Raw genomic sequence first — 18,407 nt, forward strand, 5'->3', positions numbered from 1 at the left:
CTTCGGGGCTTTTTTGTATCAAATAACTAAAAGGTTGGCGATGACTAACATAATAAACCTTCCCCGTGGGCGTAAACTTAATTTAGAAAAACCATGTGTGATGGGTATTTTAAATGTGACCCCAGATTCATTTTCTGATGGTGGAAAGTTTTTAGATACAGCGCACGCGGTGCAACAGGCAATGCAGTTGCTAGACGAGGGTGCAACTATCATTGATATTGGCGGGGAGTCTACACGCCCAGGCGCGCCAGATGTTGATTTAGACGATGAACTTAATCGTGTGATACCTGCAATAAAAGCAATTAGAGCTAAAAGTGACTGCGTTATATCGGTAGATACCAGTAAAGCGCAGGTCATGGAGCAGGCGATTTTAGCAGGTGCTGATATAGTTAACGACGTACGTGCATTACAAGAGCCCCACGCCCTTAGCACACTCGCTAAGTATCCCGATGTAGCAATTTGTTTGATGCATATGCAAGGGCAGCCACGGACAATGCAAAGTGAACCCACTTATACTGACTTGCTAGCGCAAATTAACCTCTTTTTTGAGCAGCGCATAAGCGCATGCGAAACAGCGGGTATTAAGGTGGAGCAACTTATCCTCGACCCAGGTTTTGGCTTTGGCAAAACCCTAGAGCATAATTTTGAAATACTTGCTAAATTTAATGCATTTAATAAATTTGAACTACCGCTTTTAGCAGGTCTTTCACGCAAGTCGATGATAGGTAATTTGCTAAACAGAAAAACAGATGAGCGATTAGCGGGCAGCTTAGCCGGTGCGCTAATTGCCGCGCAAAATGGCGCAAAAATTATTCGTGTACACGATGTAAAAGAAACAGCAGATGTGCTTGGTGTACTCCAAGCTTGCGAAAAAGGAGCTTTATAATGAGCGAAAGAAAATATTTTGGTACCGATGGGGTGCGTGGTTTAGTGGGCACAGCTCCAATTAACCCTGAGTTTGCAATGAAATTAGGCTGGGCCGCAGGTCGAGTTTTGTCTCTAAGTGGAACAAAAAAAGTAATTATAGGTAAAGATACCCGTATTTCAGGTTACATGCTAGAAACCGCGCTTGAAGCTGGTTTAATTGCCGCAGGAATAGATGTCGTACTGCTTGGGCCAATGCCAACGCCCGCTGTTGCATATTTAGCGCAAACGTTTAGAGCCGAAGCAGGTATTGTAATTAGTGCATCGCATAACCCTTATTACGATAACGGGATTAAGTTTTTTAATGGCCAAGGCTTAAAATTGGATGACGACGTTGAGCTACAAATTGAAGCGATGCTTGATGAACCAATGACCTGTGTTGCCTCAGATAAACTAGGTAAAGCCTCGCGCTTAGTAAGTGCTGATGGGCGTTATATTGAATTTTGTAAAAGCCAATTTCCACAAGGCTTATCACTTGAAGGTTTAAAAGTTGTACTAGATTGTGCCAATGGCGCAACCTACCATATTGCACCGTCGGTAATGCGTGAGCTAGGCGCTGAAGTGATTACTCATGCATGTGAGCCTAATGGGGTGAATATAAACCATGAATGTGGTGCTACACACGTTGATACGTTAAAACGCAAAGTGCTAGAGCACAAAGCTGATGTGGGTATTGCTTACGATGGTGATGGTGATCGCGTAATGATGGTTGATCACAACGGTCGCGTATTTGACGGTGATGACTTAGTTTACATTATTGCCTGCCAAGCGGCTGAAGATCATATGCTAGGTGGTGGTGTTGTTGGCACGGTTATGTCGAACATGGGGCTTGAAAATGCATTAAAAGCAAAAGGAATTGAATTTGCGCGCAGTAAAGTTGGTGACCGTTATGTAATGGAAATGCTGCAGCAAAAAGGGTGGAGAATTGGCGGTGAAAGCTCAGGCCATGTATTAAATCTTGATTTAATCACCACGGGCGATGGTATTATTTCAAGCCTTCAGGTATTGGCTGCAATGGTGGCTCAAAATCGCACATTACAAGATTTAGGGGCTGGTTTTACAAAGTACCCAATGAAAATGATTAATGTACGTTACACACCTGGCACAGACCCTACACAAGCACCAGAAGTACAAGATGCGGTTGCGCAAGTAGAGCAAGCTTTAGGCGAAAAAGGCCGTGTTTTACTGCGTAAATCAGGCACTGAACCGGTAGTACGTGTTATGGTTGAAGCCGAACAAGAAAAAATAGTCATAGACAGCGCGCAAAAAATTGCAGCAGTTGTCGAATCTATGAGCAAATAAACTGATTGAGAACAATAACCTCTTGTAACTTAGGGCGAGAAAAGTTAATATCTCGCCCGCTTTCTAATCTGGAGTGGAAAATGGCAATACGTAAGACAATGGTCGCAGGCAACTGGAAAATGAATGGCTCTTTAGAGCTTGTCGCTCAACTGTCTGATGCCATTAACAGTGTTAAATCAAATGAAATAGACATTGTTTTATTTCCTCCATTTCCATTAGTATCAGCACTGGTTGACAGTGGTGTTACCACGGGTACCCAAACCCTAAGTGAAAATACCCCTGGCGCCTTTACCGGTGAAGTGGATGCTCAGCTTATTAAAGATTTAGGTGCTAAGTACGTACTCGTAGGTCATTCAGAGCGACGCAGTATTTACAAAGAAAGCAATGCAACCGTAGCCGCAAAATTTGCCCGTGCGCAGCAAGTGGGACTAACACCTATCTTGTGTATCGGCGAAAGCGAGAGCGAACAAGAAAACGGTCAAACCGAACACGTGGTTGCTGCACAAATTGATGCAGTAATTGAGAAATTAGGTGTAGCAGCACTGAAAGATTCTGTGATAGCATACGAGCCCGTTTGGGCCATAGGCACAGGTAAGACTGCATCGCCAGAACAGGCACAAGCTGTTCATAAATTTATCCGTGACAAAATTGCTTCATTAGATAGCGATTTAGCACAAGGGCTTACCATCTTATATGGTGGTAGCGTTAACGAAAAAAATAGCGAATTATTATTTGCACAACCAGATATAGACGGCGGCCTTATTGGCGGAGCTAGTCTAAAAGCAGATTCGTTCACTGCAATCTGTAACAGTGCAAAAGGGACCGTATAAGATGTACGAAATTTTATTAGTAGTTTATTTAGTTGTTGCTTTGGCTTTAGTTGGTATGGTTTTAATCCAGCAAGGTAAAGGCGCAGACATGGGTTCTTCATTTGGTGCCGGTGCTTCGGGCACAGTTTTTGGCTCATCAGGTGCAGGTAACTTCATGACCAAAACAACAACAAGCTTAGCAACAGTGTTTTTTGTTTTAAGTATTGTGTTAGGTAACTTAACTGCCGGTCAAATTAAAAAGACCGATGAGTGGGAAAACCTTGAAGCAGCACCTTCAGTAGAAACTGTAGCGCCAGCAGAAGAAGATGTACCTGTTACTCAACAGCAGAGCTCTGACGTACCAAACTAATTTAGCGTAAAGCTAACGTTAAACGACTTATACTCCTCAAGTAAGTCAATAAGTTTAACAACACCTAAGCGAAAGCTTAAAAATGCGGATGTGGTGGAATTGGTAGACACGCTACCTTGAGGGGGTAGTGCTTTCGGGCGTGGGGGTTCAAGTCCCCCCATCCGCACCAAATTATAAAACCAGTAGCAGCAATGTTACTGGTTTTTTTATGAGAAACTCTCCGCTTGCTCACTTATTAATCACTTGATCCTTTTTGCGTTTATTAGTTGTTTAAAACTCGCTGTATTTGTAAAAAAAACTAGAAATATTACAAATTTAGTTAACACTTATAGGTAATAAGCCGATAATAGATATAGACAACAAAATAAGGTATACACAATGGCTTCAGGCTTCTCTTTTCAAAACCTCAGCATAAGTAAAAAAATACATGCGATTACCAGCATTGCGGTTGTAGCATTTTTAGCAATCGTTTTGATTAATTACTTTGCAATGAATGACAATAGAATCGCACTTGATGAAATGGAAAAGTCTTCATATCAGGTTGTTAAGTTAACATCAGCAAATGTAAGTCTTTTAGAAAAGCTCGATGAGCTTTATACGCAAGCAGTTACATTTGGTGAGCAGGAGTTAGTAGAGAAAGCAGCTGATACATACAATGCACTAAGCAACAACATAAATGCGGTTGAGCAAATAAACGCTTCGTATATTCATAGTGACACGAAAGTTCAGTTAGCAAACTACGAAAAAATATCAGCCAGTATTGCCAATGGCATGGTAAATGGAACCGCTGACTTCAGTAAAATTCAGCAACAAGCACAAAGAAAAACAGCACTGTATAATGATGTGCTTGAAAAGTTTAAAACCGCTCAAGCAAAAGCAGACGATCGCTTTTTTGAGTTAGTTGCAAGTACTAAAGAGCGTTCTGATCACGCGCTAACACTTATGTTGGTGGTATCTATTGTTTCGTTAATTTTACTGCTATTTATGGCTATTTGGATTGCCAAACGTATTGCTGCATCTGCAAGTGATGCCGCTAATAACCTGAGTCTACTTGCAAATGGTAAAGGGTCGCTGAGCACTAATCTGAGCGTAAATTCAGAGGATGAAATTGGTCAAGTATCAATTAACTTCAACTCCTTCATCGCTTTGCTGAAAAAAACAGTACTTGAAGTAATCGCGGTATGTGAGCCACTAATGGAGAACTCAACTCGCTTAGTGCAAGGTATGGAGCAGGCTGAACGCGCTACCACAAAGCAAACAACAGAGGCTGAGGTGGTTAAACAGTCTATGGAAGAGATGAAGCAAAGCGTGGGGGATATTTCTCAATCGGCGGCAAGTGCATCAAATGCAGCGCAAACAGCAGAAAAAGAGGTAGAACAAAGCAGAACTCAAGTTCAAATGTCAGTCACCGCCTCACGTACGTTAAGTGATGAAATAAATCAAGCCGCCTCAACTATCAATAAGTTAGCTGATGATACAAAAAATGTGTCTCAAATTCTTAATGTGATCACATCTATTGCTGAGCAAACTAATTTATTAGCTTTAAATGCTGCTATAGAAGCGGCCCGTGCAGGTGAGCATGGTAGAGGCTTTGCCGTGGTTGCGGATGAAGTAAGAGAGCTTGCATCACGTACAGCACATTCAACGAATGAAATTCGTGAGTTACTAAGCACCTTGACTGAGGCTGCAAATGAGTCTGTGACGGCGATGACATCAGCGCGAGATATGGCCACAGATAACGCAACAGCCGCAGAGAAAACTGGCGTTTCGATAGAAAAAATTGCAGAGCAAATGTTAGAAATAAATGGTATGAACTCACAAATCGCCGCTGCAACAGAAGAGCAAACATCGGTTGCTGCGATGGTTGTAGAAAATGTGACGAATATGCATGAATCGTTTGAAGACACCATGGACTCACTCGCGGCGGTAAGGGATGTAGCGAAAAACCTACACTACCTTTCAGATAACCTTTTAGATGCCACCGCGAAGTTTAAAATTGAGTAATATTAACCCGTAATAATACTTAATCATTTTAGAGGCTAAGCTAGGCGGTAGCTGCATTAAAAAATCGTTATTTAGAGCAACTAAATAACGTTTTTTTGCCTAGCTATCTACACACTTGTCCGCCACTCAATTGCTCATTTATTTAAGGGTATTAGTATAAAGCCGTAATATTTTGATATAAAAAAACCACCTAATCGGTGGTTTTTTTTATATCTAGCTACCGCGCTTAAAACGTAGCAACTACCTTAACTTTATCTGTTGCCTTACTGCTGTCTATATAACCAATTGAGTCGCCATTACTAGCAACAAAATCAATAACAGCTTGGTCAGAATCAAATTTCTCTGGTGGTGTACCTTTACCGGTAAAAACAAGTTTTGACCAATAGGCATTTAATTGGCTACTTGATTTACCAACTACTTTAGAATTGAATTCATCTGCAACAGCGGTACCATTTTGAGTAGCTGGGTTCACTTTATTACCGTTAGCAAATGACTTTGCTTTTCCTAGGTAAATCTTTTTAATAGTATCGGCATCAAGTGCACTTGCATTGCTAGGGTTTACTATTACCGCAACTTCAGCATAGGCGCTAAACGCACATACCGACAGTACACTGGCTAGGATTAATTTTTTCATATTTCGCTCCAATTAGAATACTAAGTCAACGCCGACAGCTACTACATCAGTTTCAATGTTTGTTATGTCGTCATCTAAGCGACTAAAGTCGATTTTAAATGCAGCTGATGGGTGGAAGTCATAACGGGCGCCGATGGTGTAAACATTACTTTTTGCTTTAGAGCCTTCTAATGCTGAATTTATACCTGCATTTAATTGCGGCACAGCTGTAAGTGAATTATAACGGTTGTTATCGTGTTTATCGTCGTTGTTTTCATAGGTAACGTGAACAAGCCACTCATCCATACGATAGCCTAGAGAGGTATAGTATTGAGTTTGCTCAGCTAAAGCGCTGTTATCGACTTCAAACTGAGTATACTCTGCATCAAATAAAATATTGTTGTAGTCAATTGAAAAGCCAAGTGCGAAAAATGCTCCATCGTCTTCATCTACAGCAATGCTATCTGCTTGATCTGTGAAACCCGAGCTGCGAAGAGTTGCCTCTAGGCCATTAAGGGCGATACCAGCATCAGTATCATTTTCAATGTCAATGGTGGTCTCTGCCACAAAATAGGCAACACGTGCGCTAAACCAATCGTAACTAAGTGACCAGTTAAGACCAGCGATATCATTAAGCTCAGTTTCACCATTGACCGACACTACTGCGATATTATCTTCAAAGCTACCATATATGACTTGAAGGCTTGAGTCCCAATCACCGATTTGTGATGTATATAGTAAGCTCAACCCTTCGTAAGTAGAAAATGGTAAATTGTAAACCGATTGAGGAGGGCGAACCCAGCGGTAAGTGTAACCTACATCTAGAAAGTCAGAGTATTTGTAAAATGGCGCACGCATTTTACCAGCGCTGAGTTGTAATTCATCACTAAACTCATAAGTTAAATACGCCCATTCAAAATCTGCATCAAAGTCATTCTCGCCGCGAGCCACAATTTGCGCTGTTGCGCTGAGCTTTTCCTGAAGATCGGCAGATAGTTGTAATGCAAATACACTCTCATTTTTAAATGAGATATCGTCATCATATCCGTATAAAGTTTGATCACTGTCTAGACTTTTGCCACCCACTATAGATGCAAAGCCATTTATGCGAACTTCAGCACTCGTGTAACTAGATGCAAGTGCGGCACATATTGCTACTGCTACAGATAGCTTTTTCATATGTATTTCCTATTTGTTATTTAGATGTTGATTTCATGGGGATTATAGAAGTGATTTTAGTTTTTATCTAATAATTTTAGGAAGTTAGTTAAAAAAACTTTACCGACCGTGTTTTTCTTTTGGTTACAAATGTTAAATCATAGAAGCTACTATTTAAAGCAGTATGATTTCATTAGATATTTTTTATTTTGGTACTAAATAATGATTAAAGAGTGGAGTACTATTTTATTAATATAAGCTTATTGCGCATATAAAAGCCTAAAAACATTTGTCGTTATGCTACATCTTTAAGCTTAATTATTTACTTTATTAAGATTGGCTTGACACCATAACAAGGCCTGCTGCTTGTTTTTAACAGAAATTTTTTGATAAATTTTATGCAAATGTACACGAACTGTTGCTTCGCTAATAAATAAGTTGTCAGCAATGGCGCTGGAGTGTAGCCCTGAGAATAACAAGTTTAACACTTTTATTTCTTTGCTAGTTAAGTTGCTAGATTGCACCGCTGACTGCTTCTCAGTGGCTAGCATTTGCTTCATCCAACAATCAGAAATATCTCGTGGAAACCAGAGCTTCCCTTTTTCAATTGCCTCAAGGCCTTTTTGAAAATATTTTTCATCGGTATTTTCGTAAAATAACCCTTTTAGATTAGGCCACTCTTTCAAAGAAAGTGCATTGCAATTTTTAGGGACATCAAAAATAACTAACCCTTGTTGCTTATTCTGCGCCATAAATTGCGTAATTAAATCATGGGTAGTAATTATGTTAAGTGCTTGGTAGTTAACCAGTAAAATATTGTATTTCGCAGCTACGCAAAATAGCGAGGTGTAATCAGGGTTATTAAAACATTTAAGACTTTTATTACTAGTATTGTCTGATTCCATAACGATTCAATCCATAAGGTTGATAATTATACTATATTGTTATTTATTGCCGATTTCAATGAAGTTTAAAGCCGTTATTTGAAGCAACTATTACTATAAAGAAAATTAGTTCACCTATATGTATTACACTGTTTTGCTATGTATTTGAATAGGTTGCTTAAAAGTGAGGCCTTATGGCATGCCTTAACTATTTATAATGTAAGTAATATTATCCAACAATAATCAAAAATTATAATTAATTTGTACCTGTATGTTTATTAAATGAAAATTTTTATACATTTCTTCACAAATATGTAATATAATGCCCTTCCAGAGGAAAGATGCTATTAGGCGTCTTTTTTTATGCCCAAAACTTATTGCCCAAGCCAATAAGTTCGCATAACTAAATTATACGGTATCCTTTGGAGAATATTTTGAAACTACGCAAACTCTCACAGTTAAGCCTCGCAATTGTCGCTGCACTAACTACCTCAGTAAATGCTGAAGAAGCTAAAACAACAGCAAAACAAGACGCGTTTGAAAAAATCGAAGTTACAGCTCGTAAACGTACAGAGAGCTTGTTTGAATCTCCAACCGCTATCACATCAATTGGTGCTAACCTAATTGATAAAGCCAATATGAGTAACCTAGAAGATATTGGTAAATACGTTCCAAACTTAAATATCACTCGCTACGGTGTAGGTAATGCGGCGCATGCCTCTGTGTTTATTCGTGGTATTGGTCTACAAGATCACATAATTACAACCGATCCGGGTGTAGGTGTTTATTTAGATGGTGTTTACTTAGGCCGTCAAATGGGGTCAAACTTATCCTTACCAAATGTAGAGCGTGTTGAAGTTCTACGTGGACCACAAGGTACATTATATGGTCGTAATACCTTAGGTGGCGCAGTAAATGTAATTACTAAGCAACCAGGTGATGAAGGGATTGTTTCAACTACAGCTAAAATTGGTAGCCGCGGACGTATTGCTGGCGATGTATACTTTAATAACTCGCTAACAGATGAAGTAAGTATGTCTGCAAGTGCATCATACAAAACGCGCGATGGTGTGGGTGAAGCTGTCAATTTAGCTAACCCAGAAAAAGAAATTGGTGAAGAAGAAGAGTTTAGCGGTCGCGTAGCCCTTAAATGGCAAGCCAATAGCGATTTAGCGTTTACTTTTTCACTTGACGGTGTTGATAACGAGTCGGGTCAATCGCCTTACACTATTGAGCTAACTGAGCCGCTTGATGCAAATGATGTATTTAATGGTGACTTTCCTTTATTAACACAGGATATGATCCCATCTGACCCCGATGATTTAGGCACTACCGTTGCTGGTATTGAATCTACGTCTTACTCAGGGTGGGGTACGTCATTTACTGCTGATTGGGCAATTGATGATACGTACACGGCTAAATTTATTTCAAGTTACCGTACTTCTGAATACGAAGGTGGACTTGATGATGATGCCTCACCACTTAATTTATCTGAGTTCCCAGAAGAGGGGGGTGCAGACCAATACTCGTTTGAAATTCAACTAAATGCGACTTACGATAATATGGACTTTGTATCAGGCCTTTACTTCTTTAATGAAGATGGCTTTACACGTTCAGGTCCATTTGTATTTAGCCCATTCAATACACCTAATGGCTTATTAAACGATGGTGTTACACCTTCATTTGGTGGCTATGGCGATTTTGAAATTAACCAAGAAACAAACTCATACGCTGTATATTTTAATACAAGTTACGATTTAACAGATGATTTAAGTATTGGTGGTGGCCTTCGTTACTCAAAAGATGAGAAAGATGCCGATGCGATTTTCCCAACATTTGCTGAACGTAAATACGTAAGTGCAGAGTTTGACGCTGTAACATGGGATGTAAACGCATCATATCAAATCAGCAATAACATGAATGTTTATGGTCAAATTCAAAAAGGTTACCAAACAGGCGGTTTCCCTCCACGTCCATTTGGTGGCCCCGATCAGTTTGTATCGTTTGATGAAACTAAAGCAATTAACTACGAAATGGGCTTAAAAGGCCAAGTACATGAAAATGTATCTATGATGTTGGCTGTATTTGTAACTGATTACACCGACCTTGCTTTACCATTTTCTGACCCTACTGCAGGCGGTGGTTTTGTAACGATTGTTGAAAATGCAGGTGAGTCTAAAGCGCAAGGTATTGAGCTTGAAACTACCGTTGCCATTACAGACGATTTCACAATTCGCAGCTCTGTAGGTTACTTAGATTCTGAAATTACAGAAGTAGATGCAGGCGTACAAGGTATTGGTAAAGGTGATTCACCAGCATTAACACCACGTTGGACTGTAATGATTGCCCCTTCTTACTTTATGGATTTAGACAGTGGTGCAACCGTTGCATTTAACGCTAACTACTCTTTCAGAAGCGAAATGCAAGGCCAGTCGGTTTACAATGAAAGCGAGACTATTGATTCGCGTGAATTAGTTGGTTTTAATATTTCTTACACTAACCCTTATGGCGATATGGAAGTAACCTTATACGGTGAAAACGTATTAAACGAGGTTTACGATGTAGGTCGTTTACAGCAGTCAGGTTTTGTTGGTGTAATGCGCAGTAATGACCGTAGCGAGTTTGGTTTAAAATTCAAAAAAGACTTTGAGCTTTAATTACCCGCAATGAGTTAATTAAAAGGTAAGCTTAGGCTTACCTTTTTTTTCGCCTGTAAAAAGAAAAACTTAGATCAACAGTGAATCCCTTTGTTACAAGCGCTCTACAAGCGTGTGATGCAATTGCTATTGATATATTTAGTGTGGTGCGATGGCTAATCGCTAAGCATTAAAAAGTGCCACTGCCATCAACAAAACCTATTTTTAGGCAATAAAAAAGCCCTCAGAGAGGGCTTTTAAACAATCAACATAGGTTTAAATAAAAACCTCTGCCATTCTTATTTGTTAGATTCATTGTATTCACGCGTTAGTCTTGCGTGCTCACTTAAATCTGTCAGACCAAGCTTTTCGTAGCTTTTTTCCATCATCTCAAGTGCAGGCTCTAAATAGCTGCTTTGCGAGTAATGCTCAACAACGTACTTACCACGATTAGCGGCCGCTAGGTAAGCTTCACGTTCGTAGTAGTAATTAGCCACTTTTAGCTCGTAACGCGCCATGCGGTTTAAAAGCCACACTAAACGACGTTTAGCCTCTGGTGCGTAATCACTCTTTGGAAAGCGTTTTACAAGCGTCGATAAATCGGTAAATGCAACACGTGTTCGGTTTGCATCGCGGTCAGCTCTGTCTATGCCAAAATACTCTTGGAAGGCATTTTTATCTGCTTTAATGTTAACCAAGCCACGCATGTAGTACATGTAATCTAAATCTTTGTGGTTTGGGTTTAAACGAATAAAGCGGTCGATAGTAGCTAATGCTTGCTCTGTATTACCTGATTGGTAATGGGCATACACTAAATCCATTTGTACTTGCTTTGAGAAAGGGCCAAATGGGTAGCGTGAATCAATAGCGGTTAACAGCTCAATTGCTCGGGCGTATAAACCTGAGTCGAGCGTCTGTTTTGCATCTTCATACAAAGCGTGTGCAGATTTGTTAGGAACGCGTTGGATATCTTCTTGATCAGGCGCAGAAGAACAGGCCCCTAAAGTAAGTACAGAAGCTGAAAAAACAATGGCGAATGCACGTTTCCCTATTTTATTTATCATTTTATTTGTTACCTTCGATGTCTTCGGCTAGGCCACGGCGGTAAAACCGAGTAAACTATGCGTATTATATTATGCTTTTATTAAAAGCGATTCTAACCCAGTCAGGCACAGCTTGCACTGGTAAATTGGGTAAAGTTACTAATGTCAGAACAAATTTCACTTCAAGCCGAGGTTCCTACCGAGTTAGGTGGTAAACGTCTAGACCAAGTATTAGCGCAATTGTTCCCTGATTATTCACGTTCACGTATAAAAACATGGATATTGGATGATAAAATCACCGTTGACGGTGAAATCTATAACACACCACGAGAAAAACTACTCGGTGGTGAAGTTGTAAATGTTGAAACCAGCATTGAAGCACCACGCGAATACGAAGCACAAGATATCAAATTAAACATTGTTTATGAAGATGATGATATTTTGGTTATCAACAAACCTATGGGCCTAGTCGTTCACCCAGGTGCAGGTAACCCAGATGGCACAGTGCTAAATGCATTGCTGCATCATTTTCCGGATATTATTAACGTACCGCGTGCAGGTATTGTGCACCGTCTAGATAAAGACACCACAGGCTTAATGGTGGTGGCTAAAACTATTCAGGCGCAAACACATTTAGTTAAAGCACTGCAAAAACGCGAAAACTTTACGCGTGAATACGAAGCTTTATGTAATGGTACTATGACCGCAGGTGGCATGGTTGAAAAGCCGATTGGCCGTCATCCAACGCAGCGTACACACATGGCAGTTCACGAAATGGGTAAGCCTGCTATTACACATTACCGTGTTGCTGAAAAATTCCGTGCTCATACACGTTTACGCCTTCGCCTAGAAACCGGACGTACACACCAAATTCGTGTTCATATGGCGTATATAAACCACCCGTTAATTGGCGATAGAGCCTACGGCGGGCGTCCTCGTCCACCTAAAGGTGCTACGCCAGAGCTGTTTGAAATGTTACGTACATTTAATCGCCAAGCCTTACACGCAGTAAAATTGAGTATTGCGCACCCTATTACGGGCGAAATGATGACTTGGCAAGCGCCTATTCCAGATGACATGGTGGCAATGACTCAGGTGCTTAGAGAAGATACGAAAGCTAACCCTAACATAGAGTATTAATGGCTTTTTTGTCAGCCCCTTGGCCTAATTTAACCTCGGTAGGTACGCTCAGTACCACCCGAGAAGGCGGTGTGTCAAAGCCGCCTTTTAATAGCTTAAATTTAGGCCTACATGTTGATGATGATCCAGAGCACGTGCTAAAAAACCGTGCTTTGGTTGAGCAATCCCTGCCAAACCCGCCACTGTGGCTTAATCAAGTGCATAGCGCCGATGTGCTCTGTGTTGATGCAGATTTTAATTTTCAAACACTACACAGTGCTGATGCGTTGTATACCCAAGTTAAAAATCAGCCTCTTGCTATTATGAGTGCAGATTGTCTGCCTATTTTGCTTACAAGTCATGATGGCCATGAAATTGCAGCAGTGCATGGTGGTTGGCGCGGCCTTGAAAAAGGGATTATAAAAAATACGCTTGCCTGTTTTAGCGCGCCTAGTAAGCAAATATATGCGTGGCTTGGGCCTGCTATTGGTGCTGAGCAATTTGAAGTTGGCGCCGAGGTTGCTACGCAATTTATTGCAAAATCCCCGTTGTTTAAAGAGGCGTTTAAATTACAAAGCAATAATAAATACTTGTGCGATATTTACCTAATCGCTCGCATTGAGCTTGAGCAATTAGGCGTTATTAATATTAGCGGAGGCGATTATTGTACTGTTTCTCAGCCATCACTGTTTTTTTCTTATCGGCTAGAAGGTAAAACAGGACGTATGGCAAGTTTGATCTGGCGCAAATAAAACACTATTTCCCCACAATATTCTTCTTAACACCTTGAACAATTCTATTAACATACCCATTTATTAAGCAATTAGTTTATTAAATAGGTAAACCCTCATGCGTTTAGATAGATTCACAAGTAAATTTCAATCTGCGCTTTCAGATGCTCAGTCGCTAGCATTAGGGCGCGATCATCAATTTATTGAACCCGTACATTTAATGTATGCGCTTTTACAGCAAAATGGCTCTAGCGTGCGCGCCTTGCTTGCACAAGCAGGCGTGAGTGCAGATGAGCTCAACACCAAGCTTTCTCAAGAAATAGAAAAGCTGTTTAAAGTCGAAGGAGTAGGGGGCGACCTACAGCTTTCTAATAATATGGCTTCGCTTATTAACTTATGTGATAAGTACGCGCAAAAGCGTAAAGATAAGTATATTTCGAGCGAATTATTTGTATTAGCTGCCTGTGACGACAAAGGCCCTTTAGGTGATATTTTTAGAGCGCTTAATATCACTGCAACTAAAATAGAAAGTGCTATAAATGCAATTCGCGGTGGCCAAAAGGTCGATGACCCTAACGCCGAAGAAACCCGACAAGCACTTGAAAAATACACCATTGATTTAACCGAGCGCGCAGAGCAAGGTAAGCTCGACCCCGTTATTGGGCGAGATGACGAAATTCGGCGCACGATCCAAGTTTTGCAGCGCCGTACTAAAAATAACCCCGTGCTTATTGGTGAGCCAGGGGTAGGTAAAACGGCCATTGCAGAGGGGTTAGCGCAGCGCATTATAAATGGCGAAGTGCCAGAGGGCCTAAAAAGTAAGCGTGTTTTATCGCTAGATTTAGGCGCGCTGGTGGCGGGTGCTAAATACCGTGGTGAATTTGAAGAGCGTTTAAAATCGGTGCTCAACGAGCTGGCTAAAGAAGAAGGCCAAGTGATTTTATTTATTGATGAAATTCACACTATGGTGGGCGCAGGTAAAACCGACGGCGCTATGGATGCTGGCAATATGTTAAAGCCAGCGCTTGCTAGAGGGGAGCTACACTGTGTGGGCGCCACTACGCTTGATGAGTACCGCCAATACATAGAAAAAGATGCCGCACTTGAGCGTCGTTTTCAAAAAGTATTGGTTGAAGAGCCCTCAGTTGAAGACACCATTGCCATTTTACGTGGCTTAAAAGAGCGCTACGAGTTACATCACTCTGTGGATATTACTGACCCGGCAATTGTCGCCGCTGCGCATTTATCGCACCGTTATATTAGTGACCGACAATTACCAGATAAAGCTATTGATTTAATTGACGAGGCTGGCTCGTCAATTCGTTTGCAAATAGATTCAAAGCCTGAGTCTTTAGATAAGCTTGAGCGCCGTATTATTCAATTAAAACTTGAAGATAACGCTTTAGCTAAAGAAAAAGACGATGCAAGCCAAAAGCGGCGCAGCGAAATGCAGCAGCTCATCACCGTCTTAGAAGCGCAATACCGAGAGCTTGATGAAGTATGGAATGCGGAAAAAGCCTCGTTACAAGGCACGCAAGTAATTAAAGCTGAGCTTGAACAAGCGCGCCTTGATTTAGAGGTTGCCCGCCGAGCAAGCGATTTACAGCGTATGTCGGAGCTGCAATACGGAAGAATTCCAGAGCTTGAGCGAAAACTTGATTTAGCCTCGCAAGCTGAAATGCAAGAAATGAGCTTACTAAAAAACCAAGTAGGCGAAGACGAAATTGCAGAAATACTTTCTCGTTGGACCGGGATCCCAGTATCCCGAATGCTGCAAGGTGAGCGAGAAAAACTGTTAAAAATGGAAGAACAACTTCACAGTAAAGTGATAGGGCAGGACGAAGCAGTTGTTGCGGTCGCGAATGCGATACGACGCTCTCGTGCGGGGCTTGCCGATCCTAATCGACCAATAGGATCATTTTTATTTTTAGGACCAACTGGGGTGGGTAAAACAGAGCTTACTAAAGCGCTTGCAGGTTTTATGTTTGATACAGAAGATGCCATGGTGCGTATCGACATGTCAGAGTTTATGGAAAAACACGCTGTAGCACGTTTAGTGGGCGCGCCTCCCGGTTATGTTGGTTACGAAGAAGGCGGCTATTTAACCGAAGCCGTTCGCCGTAAGCCTTACTCTGTAATTTTGCTTGATGAAATAGAAAAAGCGCACCCCGATGTATTTAATATTTTATTGCAAGTACTCGATGATGGCCGCCTTACTGATGGGCAAGGGCGTACGGTTGATTTTAAAAATACGGTTATTATTATGACCTCAAATTTAGGCTCAGATATTATTCAAGAGCAAGCGGGTTCAAACGACTACGCAACGCTTAAGAGCAAAGTTATGAATGTGCTCGTTAACGAATTTAGGCCAGAATTTATAAACCGTATTGATGAAACCGTCGTATTTCATCCACTTGCCAATGAGCATATTAAAGAAATTGCCGATATTCAGCTTGTTAAATTGCGTGAGCGTTTAACAGAAATGGGCTACTTATTAGAGATCAGTGATGCGGCGCTTGAAAAAATTGCCTCTAGCGGGTTCGACCCTGTTTACGGTGCTCGCCCATTAAAACGAGCTATTCAGCAAACAATTGAAAACCCACTGGCTCAGCAGCTATTAGGGGGAGAATATAACCCTGGCGATATTGTCGTGATAGATGCAAACGAGCAGGGCCTGATTTTTTCAAAACGCTAATATAGACGCACAATAAGCCGCCAAGCAGGCGGCTTATTGCCTTGCTTTATACTTTAAATGTATAAAGTAGGTTGTTTACTTTTTGAGAGCCGGCAACTAATTCTGCGGCATCTTTAGCAACGTCAAAACTTAAAGCTAAGTTTTCGTTACTCACCTCTTTTATATTATCTACATTATTAGCAATATCATGGCTCACCATCTGCTGCTCCTCTGCAGCCGTCGATATACTGTTTGTAAGTAATGCTATTTCACTAATTTGATTGAATATACTATCGAGCTCTTGGTGTGTTTGCTCGGTTGTTTGTACGCAGCCCTCAGCTTGTAGTTTTGTACTTTGCATTACCTTTGACCAATTAACCAATGTATCTTGTATATCTTTAATCGAGCTGTGAATTTGCCCCGTAGCACTTTGCGTACGAGATGAAAGGGCACGTACTTCATCAGCAACTACGGCAAAACCACGGCCATGCTCGGCTGCTCTTGCGGCTTCTATTGCTGCATTAAGCGCTAGTAAATTGGTTTGCTCAGCAATACCTTCTATCTCATTCATTACTTGGCCTATTTTATCTGCTTCCTGCGCGAGGTTATTAGCCGTATTGGCAGCATGATCTACGTGGGTTGCCAGCTCAGATACCATTTTTTTGTTATCAGCAATATGTTGTTTTATATCCGCGCAGCTGTGCTGAGTAGAATTAACTTTGTCGGCGGTAGTTGTTGTACTATTCGAAATCTCACCAATAGTGGCGGTCATTTGCGCCATAGCAGTGGCGATTTGTGTAAGCTGTGTGCTTTGCGCCTCAATGCCTTTTTCGGTGAGCGTCGATTTATCATCTAGGTTTTCAGCAATGTTATTAAAGGCATAGGTGGCATCTTTTACGCGCCCCAATACAGTTCTGAGCTTAGCAAGTAACATTTGCTCTTTAAAGTCACTCACACTTAGCGGTGAGTTATCGCAAAAAACATAGCGCGAGATAGAGTCAGAATGTTCTTTATCGGTGTTTAATTTAGCAGGGGTTGCCACAAGCTCTTGATAATTTAAGGCCAAAATAAGCACGCAAATTAATACGTTGATAACCGCTGCCATGGTTGAAAAGGCAAACCCACTCATTATTAGCCAGCTAAATACAATGGCTAACGTAAGCATTTGGCGCAAGTGTGTGCGTTCTTTAAAATTAAAAGCGGCTTTACCGCTATTTAATTTTTCGTATAGTTTATGGGCTGTTAAAACATGTTTTTTATCTGGTTTTGTACGTACAGATTGATAGCCAACTAACTGATCACCTTCAAAGATAGGGGTTACAAATGCATCAACCCAGTAATAGCGCCCATCTTTACATCGATTTTTTACTATGGCGCGCCATGAGTGGCCGCTTTTTAGCGTACTCCACATTTCTTTAAATGCTGCTTTGGGCATATCTGGGTGACGCACAATATTATGATTTTTACCAACGAGCTCCTGGGCACTAAAGCCTGCTACATCGCAAAATGCCTTATTTGCATACGTAATGACTCCTCGTAAATCGGTTGTGGATACCAATTGCTGAGCATCACTAAAGTGAACCTCTTCATTTATTAAGCTTTGATTATGACGCATGTTAGTTTTAACCATCCTTTTTAATTAACTTGTCATTGTATTGGGTAAACAAAAGGAGGTGAAGTAAAGGCGCTGCGCTAAATAAAATTGTCATCAAAATTGCGACTTTTTATGATCTATATCAAATACTGCATTTAAAATGTTAAAGCTTATGAAGTGTAATCTATTAATTCAGGGTCTTTATGTTTGGGGCGTGAGGATTTTTGGTGGCTGAATTTACAGCAGTGTGTTTGGTTTTTAGGCAAGGGGTATGAGCAGGACGCGAAAGCTTTGTTCGGTTTTTACTTATTCTTACATGGGTGTAAGTTATTAGAATAATGCAGAGTAGTTATCGAGCCCATTAGGTTACAAATATCGCGCTGCGATTGAATCGCCCTTAGTTTGGACAAATTTCAATTCACAAAGGCCAACACGCCCTAGCAAAGCGATTGTATATTAGCGTGAGCAGTGGCAAGATTAGCTTGCTGGTTGATGCTTATTGTATCAAGCGCATGCTCAACAGGGTAAATAGCTAAAAATTTTGAA

14 protein-coding genes and 1 tRNA gene are annotated in these 18,407 nt (G+C 40.9%); 10 read left to right on the forward strand and 5 right to left on the reverse strand.

What is annotated here, in order from left to right:
* Positions 1–40: 40 nt before the first annotated feature.
* The 6 genes from folP to EJ103_RS04920 all read left to right on the forward strand — a co-directional run bounded on the left by folP (position 41) and on the right by EJ103_RS04920 (position 5,409).
* Complete coding sequence (gene folP, locus EJ103_RS04895) at positions 41–886, forward strand: dihydropteroate synthase (RefSeq protein WP_126006338.1); 846 nt, start codon at positions 41–43, stop codon at positions 884–886.
* The gene (glmM, locus tag EJ103_RS04900; RefSeq protein WP_004587342.1) at positions 886–2,226 is read left to right on the forward strand and encodes a phosphoglucosamine mutase; all 1,341 of its coding nucleotides are present in this window, start codon (positions 886–888) and stop codon (positions 2,224–2,226) included. The genes folP and glmM overlap by 1 nt, the downstream gene beginning before the upstream one ends.
* An 80-nt stretch (positions 2,227–2,306) precedes the next feature.
* The gene (gene tpiA / locus EJ103_RS04905; RefSeq protein ID WP_126006340.1) at positions 2,307–3,056 is read left to right on the forward strand and encodes a triose-phosphate isomerase; all 750 of its coding nucleotides are present in this window, start codon (positions 2,307–2,309) and stop codon (positions 3,054–3,056) included.
* A gap of 1 nt (position 3,057) precedes the next feature.
* Positions 3,058–3,405: a preprotein translocase subunit SecG gene (gene secG, locus EJ103_RS04910; RefSeq protein ID WP_126006342.1), complete on the forward strand. Its 348-nt coding sequence runs from the start codon at positions 3,058–3,060 to the stop codon at positions 3,403–3,405.
* A gap of 84 nt (positions 3,406–3,489) precedes the next feature.
* Positions 3,490–3,574: transfer RNA gene (locus EJ103_RS04915), tRNA-Leu, on the forward strand.
* 209 nt (positions 3,575–3,783) lie between these two features.
* On the forward strand, positions 3,784–5,409 hold the full coding sequence (locus EJ103_RS04920; protein ID WP_024031841.1) for a methyl-accepting chemotaxis protein: 1,626 nt from the start codon (positions 3,784–3,786) through the stop codon (positions 5,407–5,409).
* Positions 5,410–5,635: 226 nt separating this feature from the next.
* Here the strand turns inward: EJ103_RS04920 and EJ103_RS04925 are convergent, their stop codons facing one another.
* From EJ103_RS04925 to EJ103_RS04935, 3 genes are all read right to left on the reverse strand, one after another.
* The gene (locus EJ103_RS04925) at positions 5,636–6,043 is read right to left on the reverse strand and encodes a phosphate ABC transporter substrate-binding protein (RefSeq protein ID WP_126006344.1); all 408 of its coding nucleotides are present in this window, start codon (positions 6,041–6,043) and stop codon (positions 5,636–5,638) included.
* Positions 6,044–6,055: 12 nt separating this feature from the next.
* Entirely contained in the window at positions 6,056–7,201 is a 1,146-nt protein-coding gene (locus tag EJ103_RS04930; protein WP_126006346.1) for a porin, read from the reverse strand.
* Between the two features lie 293 nt (positions 7,202–7,494).
* The gene (locus EJ103_RS04935) at positions 7,495–8,085 is read right to left on the reverse strand and encodes a LuxR C-terminal-related transcriptional regulator (RefSeq protein WP_096739941.1); all 591 of its coding nucleotides are present in this window, start codon (positions 8,083–8,085) and stop codon (positions 7,495–7,497) included.
* Between the two features lie 413 nt (positions 8,086–8,498).
* Here EJ103_RS04935 and EJ103_RS04940 point away from each other — a divergent pair, with 413 nt between their 5' ends.
* Positions 8,499–10,721, forward strand: coding sequence for a TonB-dependent receptor (locus tag EJ103_RS04940; RefSeq protein WP_029773462.1), 2,223 nt, complete (start codon positions 8,499–8,501; stop codon positions 10,719–10,721).
* Between the two features lie 278 nt (positions 10,722–10,999).
* On the opposite strand, the gene EJ103_RS04945 is transcribed toward EJ103_RS04940, so the two are convergent.
* Complete coding sequence (locus EJ103_RS04945) at positions 11,000–11,764, reverse strand: outer membrane protein assembly factor BamD (protein ID WP_024031852.1); 765 nt, start codon at positions 11,762–11,764, stop codon at positions 11,000–11,002.
* A gap of 141 nt (positions 11,765–11,905) precedes the next feature.
* Here EJ103_RS04945 and rluD point away from each other — a divergent pair, with 141 nt between their 5' ends.
* From rluD to clpB, 3 genes are all read left to right on the forward strand, one after another.
* Positions 11,906–12,883 carry a 23S rRNA pseudouridine(1911/1915/1917) synthase RluD gene (rluD, locus tag EJ103_RS04950; protein ID WP_004587336.1) on the forward strand — a complete coding sequence of 326 codons (978 nt, stop codon included), beginning with the start codon at positions 11,906–11,908 and terminating at the stop codon, positions 12,881–12,883.
* Complete coding sequence (gene pgeF / locus EJ103_RS04955) at positions 12,883–13,614, forward strand: peptidoglycan editing factor PgeF (protein WP_126006348.1); 732 nt, start codon at positions 12,883–12,885, stop codon at positions 13,612–13,614. The genes rluD and pgeF overlap by 1 nt, the downstream gene beginning before the upstream one ends.
* Positions 13,615–13,711: 97 nt before the next feature.
* Entirely contained in the window at positions 13,712–16,288 is a 2,577-nt protein-coding gene (gene clpB, locus EJ103_RS04960; protein WP_126006350.1) for an ATP-dependent chaperone ClpB, read from the forward strand.
* 46 nt (positions 16,289–16,334) lie between these two features.
* On the opposite strand, the gene EJ103_RS04965 is transcribed toward clpB, so the two are convergent.
* Positions 16,335–17,882 (reverse strand): methyl-accepting chemotaxis protein, encoded by a 1,548-nt coding sequence (locus EJ103_RS04965; RefSeq protein ID WP_126006352.1) that lies wholly within the window; start codon positions 17,880–17,882, stop codon positions 16,335–16,337.
* Between the last annotated feature and the right edge of the window lie 525 nt (positions 17,883–18,407).

Origin of the sequence: Pseudoalteromonas sp. Xi13 (genome assembly GCF_003952205.1) — a bacterium.
Classification (GTDB): Bacteria; Pseudomonadota; Gammaproteobacteria; order Enterobacterales; family Alteromonadaceae; genus Pseudoalteromonas; species Pseudoalteromonas atlantica.

What these genes read in the sequence shown, in the direction of transcription:
- rluD (WP_004587336.1), top strand. Translation starts at nt 11,906, where the DNA reads ATGTCAGAACAAATTTCACTTCAAGCCGAGGTTCCTACCGAGTTAGGT.
- glmM (WP_004587342.1), top strand. Translation starts at nt 886, where the DNA reads ATGAGCGAAAGAAAATATTTTGGTACCGATGGGGTGCGTGGTTTAGTG.
- EJ103_RS04935 (WP_096739941.1), bottom strand. Translation starts at nt 8,085, where the DNA reads ATGGAATCAGACAATACTAGTAATAAAAGTCTTAAATGTTTTAATAAC.
- pgeF (WP_126006348.1), top strand. Translation starts at nt 12,883, where the DNA reads ATGGCTTTTTTGTCAGCCCCTTGGCCTAATTTAACCTCGGTAGGTACG.
- EJ103_RS04930 (WP_126006346.1), bottom strand. Translation starts at nt 7,201, where the DNA reads ATGAAAAAGCTATCTGTAGCAGTAGCAATATGTGCCGCACTTGCATCT.
- EJ103_RS04920 (WP_024031841.1), top strand. Translation starts at nt 3,784, where the DNA reads ATGGCTTCAGGCTTCTCTTTTCAAAACCTCAGCATAAGTAAAAAAATA.
- EJ103_RS04945 (WP_024031852.1), bottom strand. Translation starts at nt 11,764, where the DNA reads ATGATAAATAAAATAGGGAAACGTGCATTCGCCATTGTTTTTTCAGCT.
- clpB (WP_126006350.1), top strand. Translation starts at nt 13,712, where the DNA reads ATGCGTTTAGATAGATTCACAAGTAAATTTCAATCTGCGCTTTCAGAT.
- EJ103_RS04925 (WP_126006344.1), bottom strand. Translation starts at nt 6,043, where the DNA reads ATGAAAAAATTAATCCTAGCCAGTGTACTGTCGGTATGTGCGTTTAGC.
- EJ103_RS04965 (WP_126006352.1), bottom strand. Translation starts at nt 17,882, where the DNA reads ATGCGTCATAATCAAAGCTTAATAAATGAAGAGGTTCACTTTAGTGAT.
- folP (WP_126006338.1), top strand. Translation starts at nt 41, where the DNA reads ATGACTAACATAATAAACCTTCCCCGTGGGCGTAAACTTAATTTAGAA.
- tpiA (WP_126006340.1), top strand. Translation starts at nt 2,307, where the DNA reads ATGGCAATACGTAAGACAATGGTCGCAGGCAACTGGAAAATGAATGGC.
- secG (WP_126006342.1), top strand. Translation starts at nt 3,058, where the DNA reads ATGTACGAAATTTTATTAGTAGTTTATTTAGTTGTTGCTTTGGCTTTA.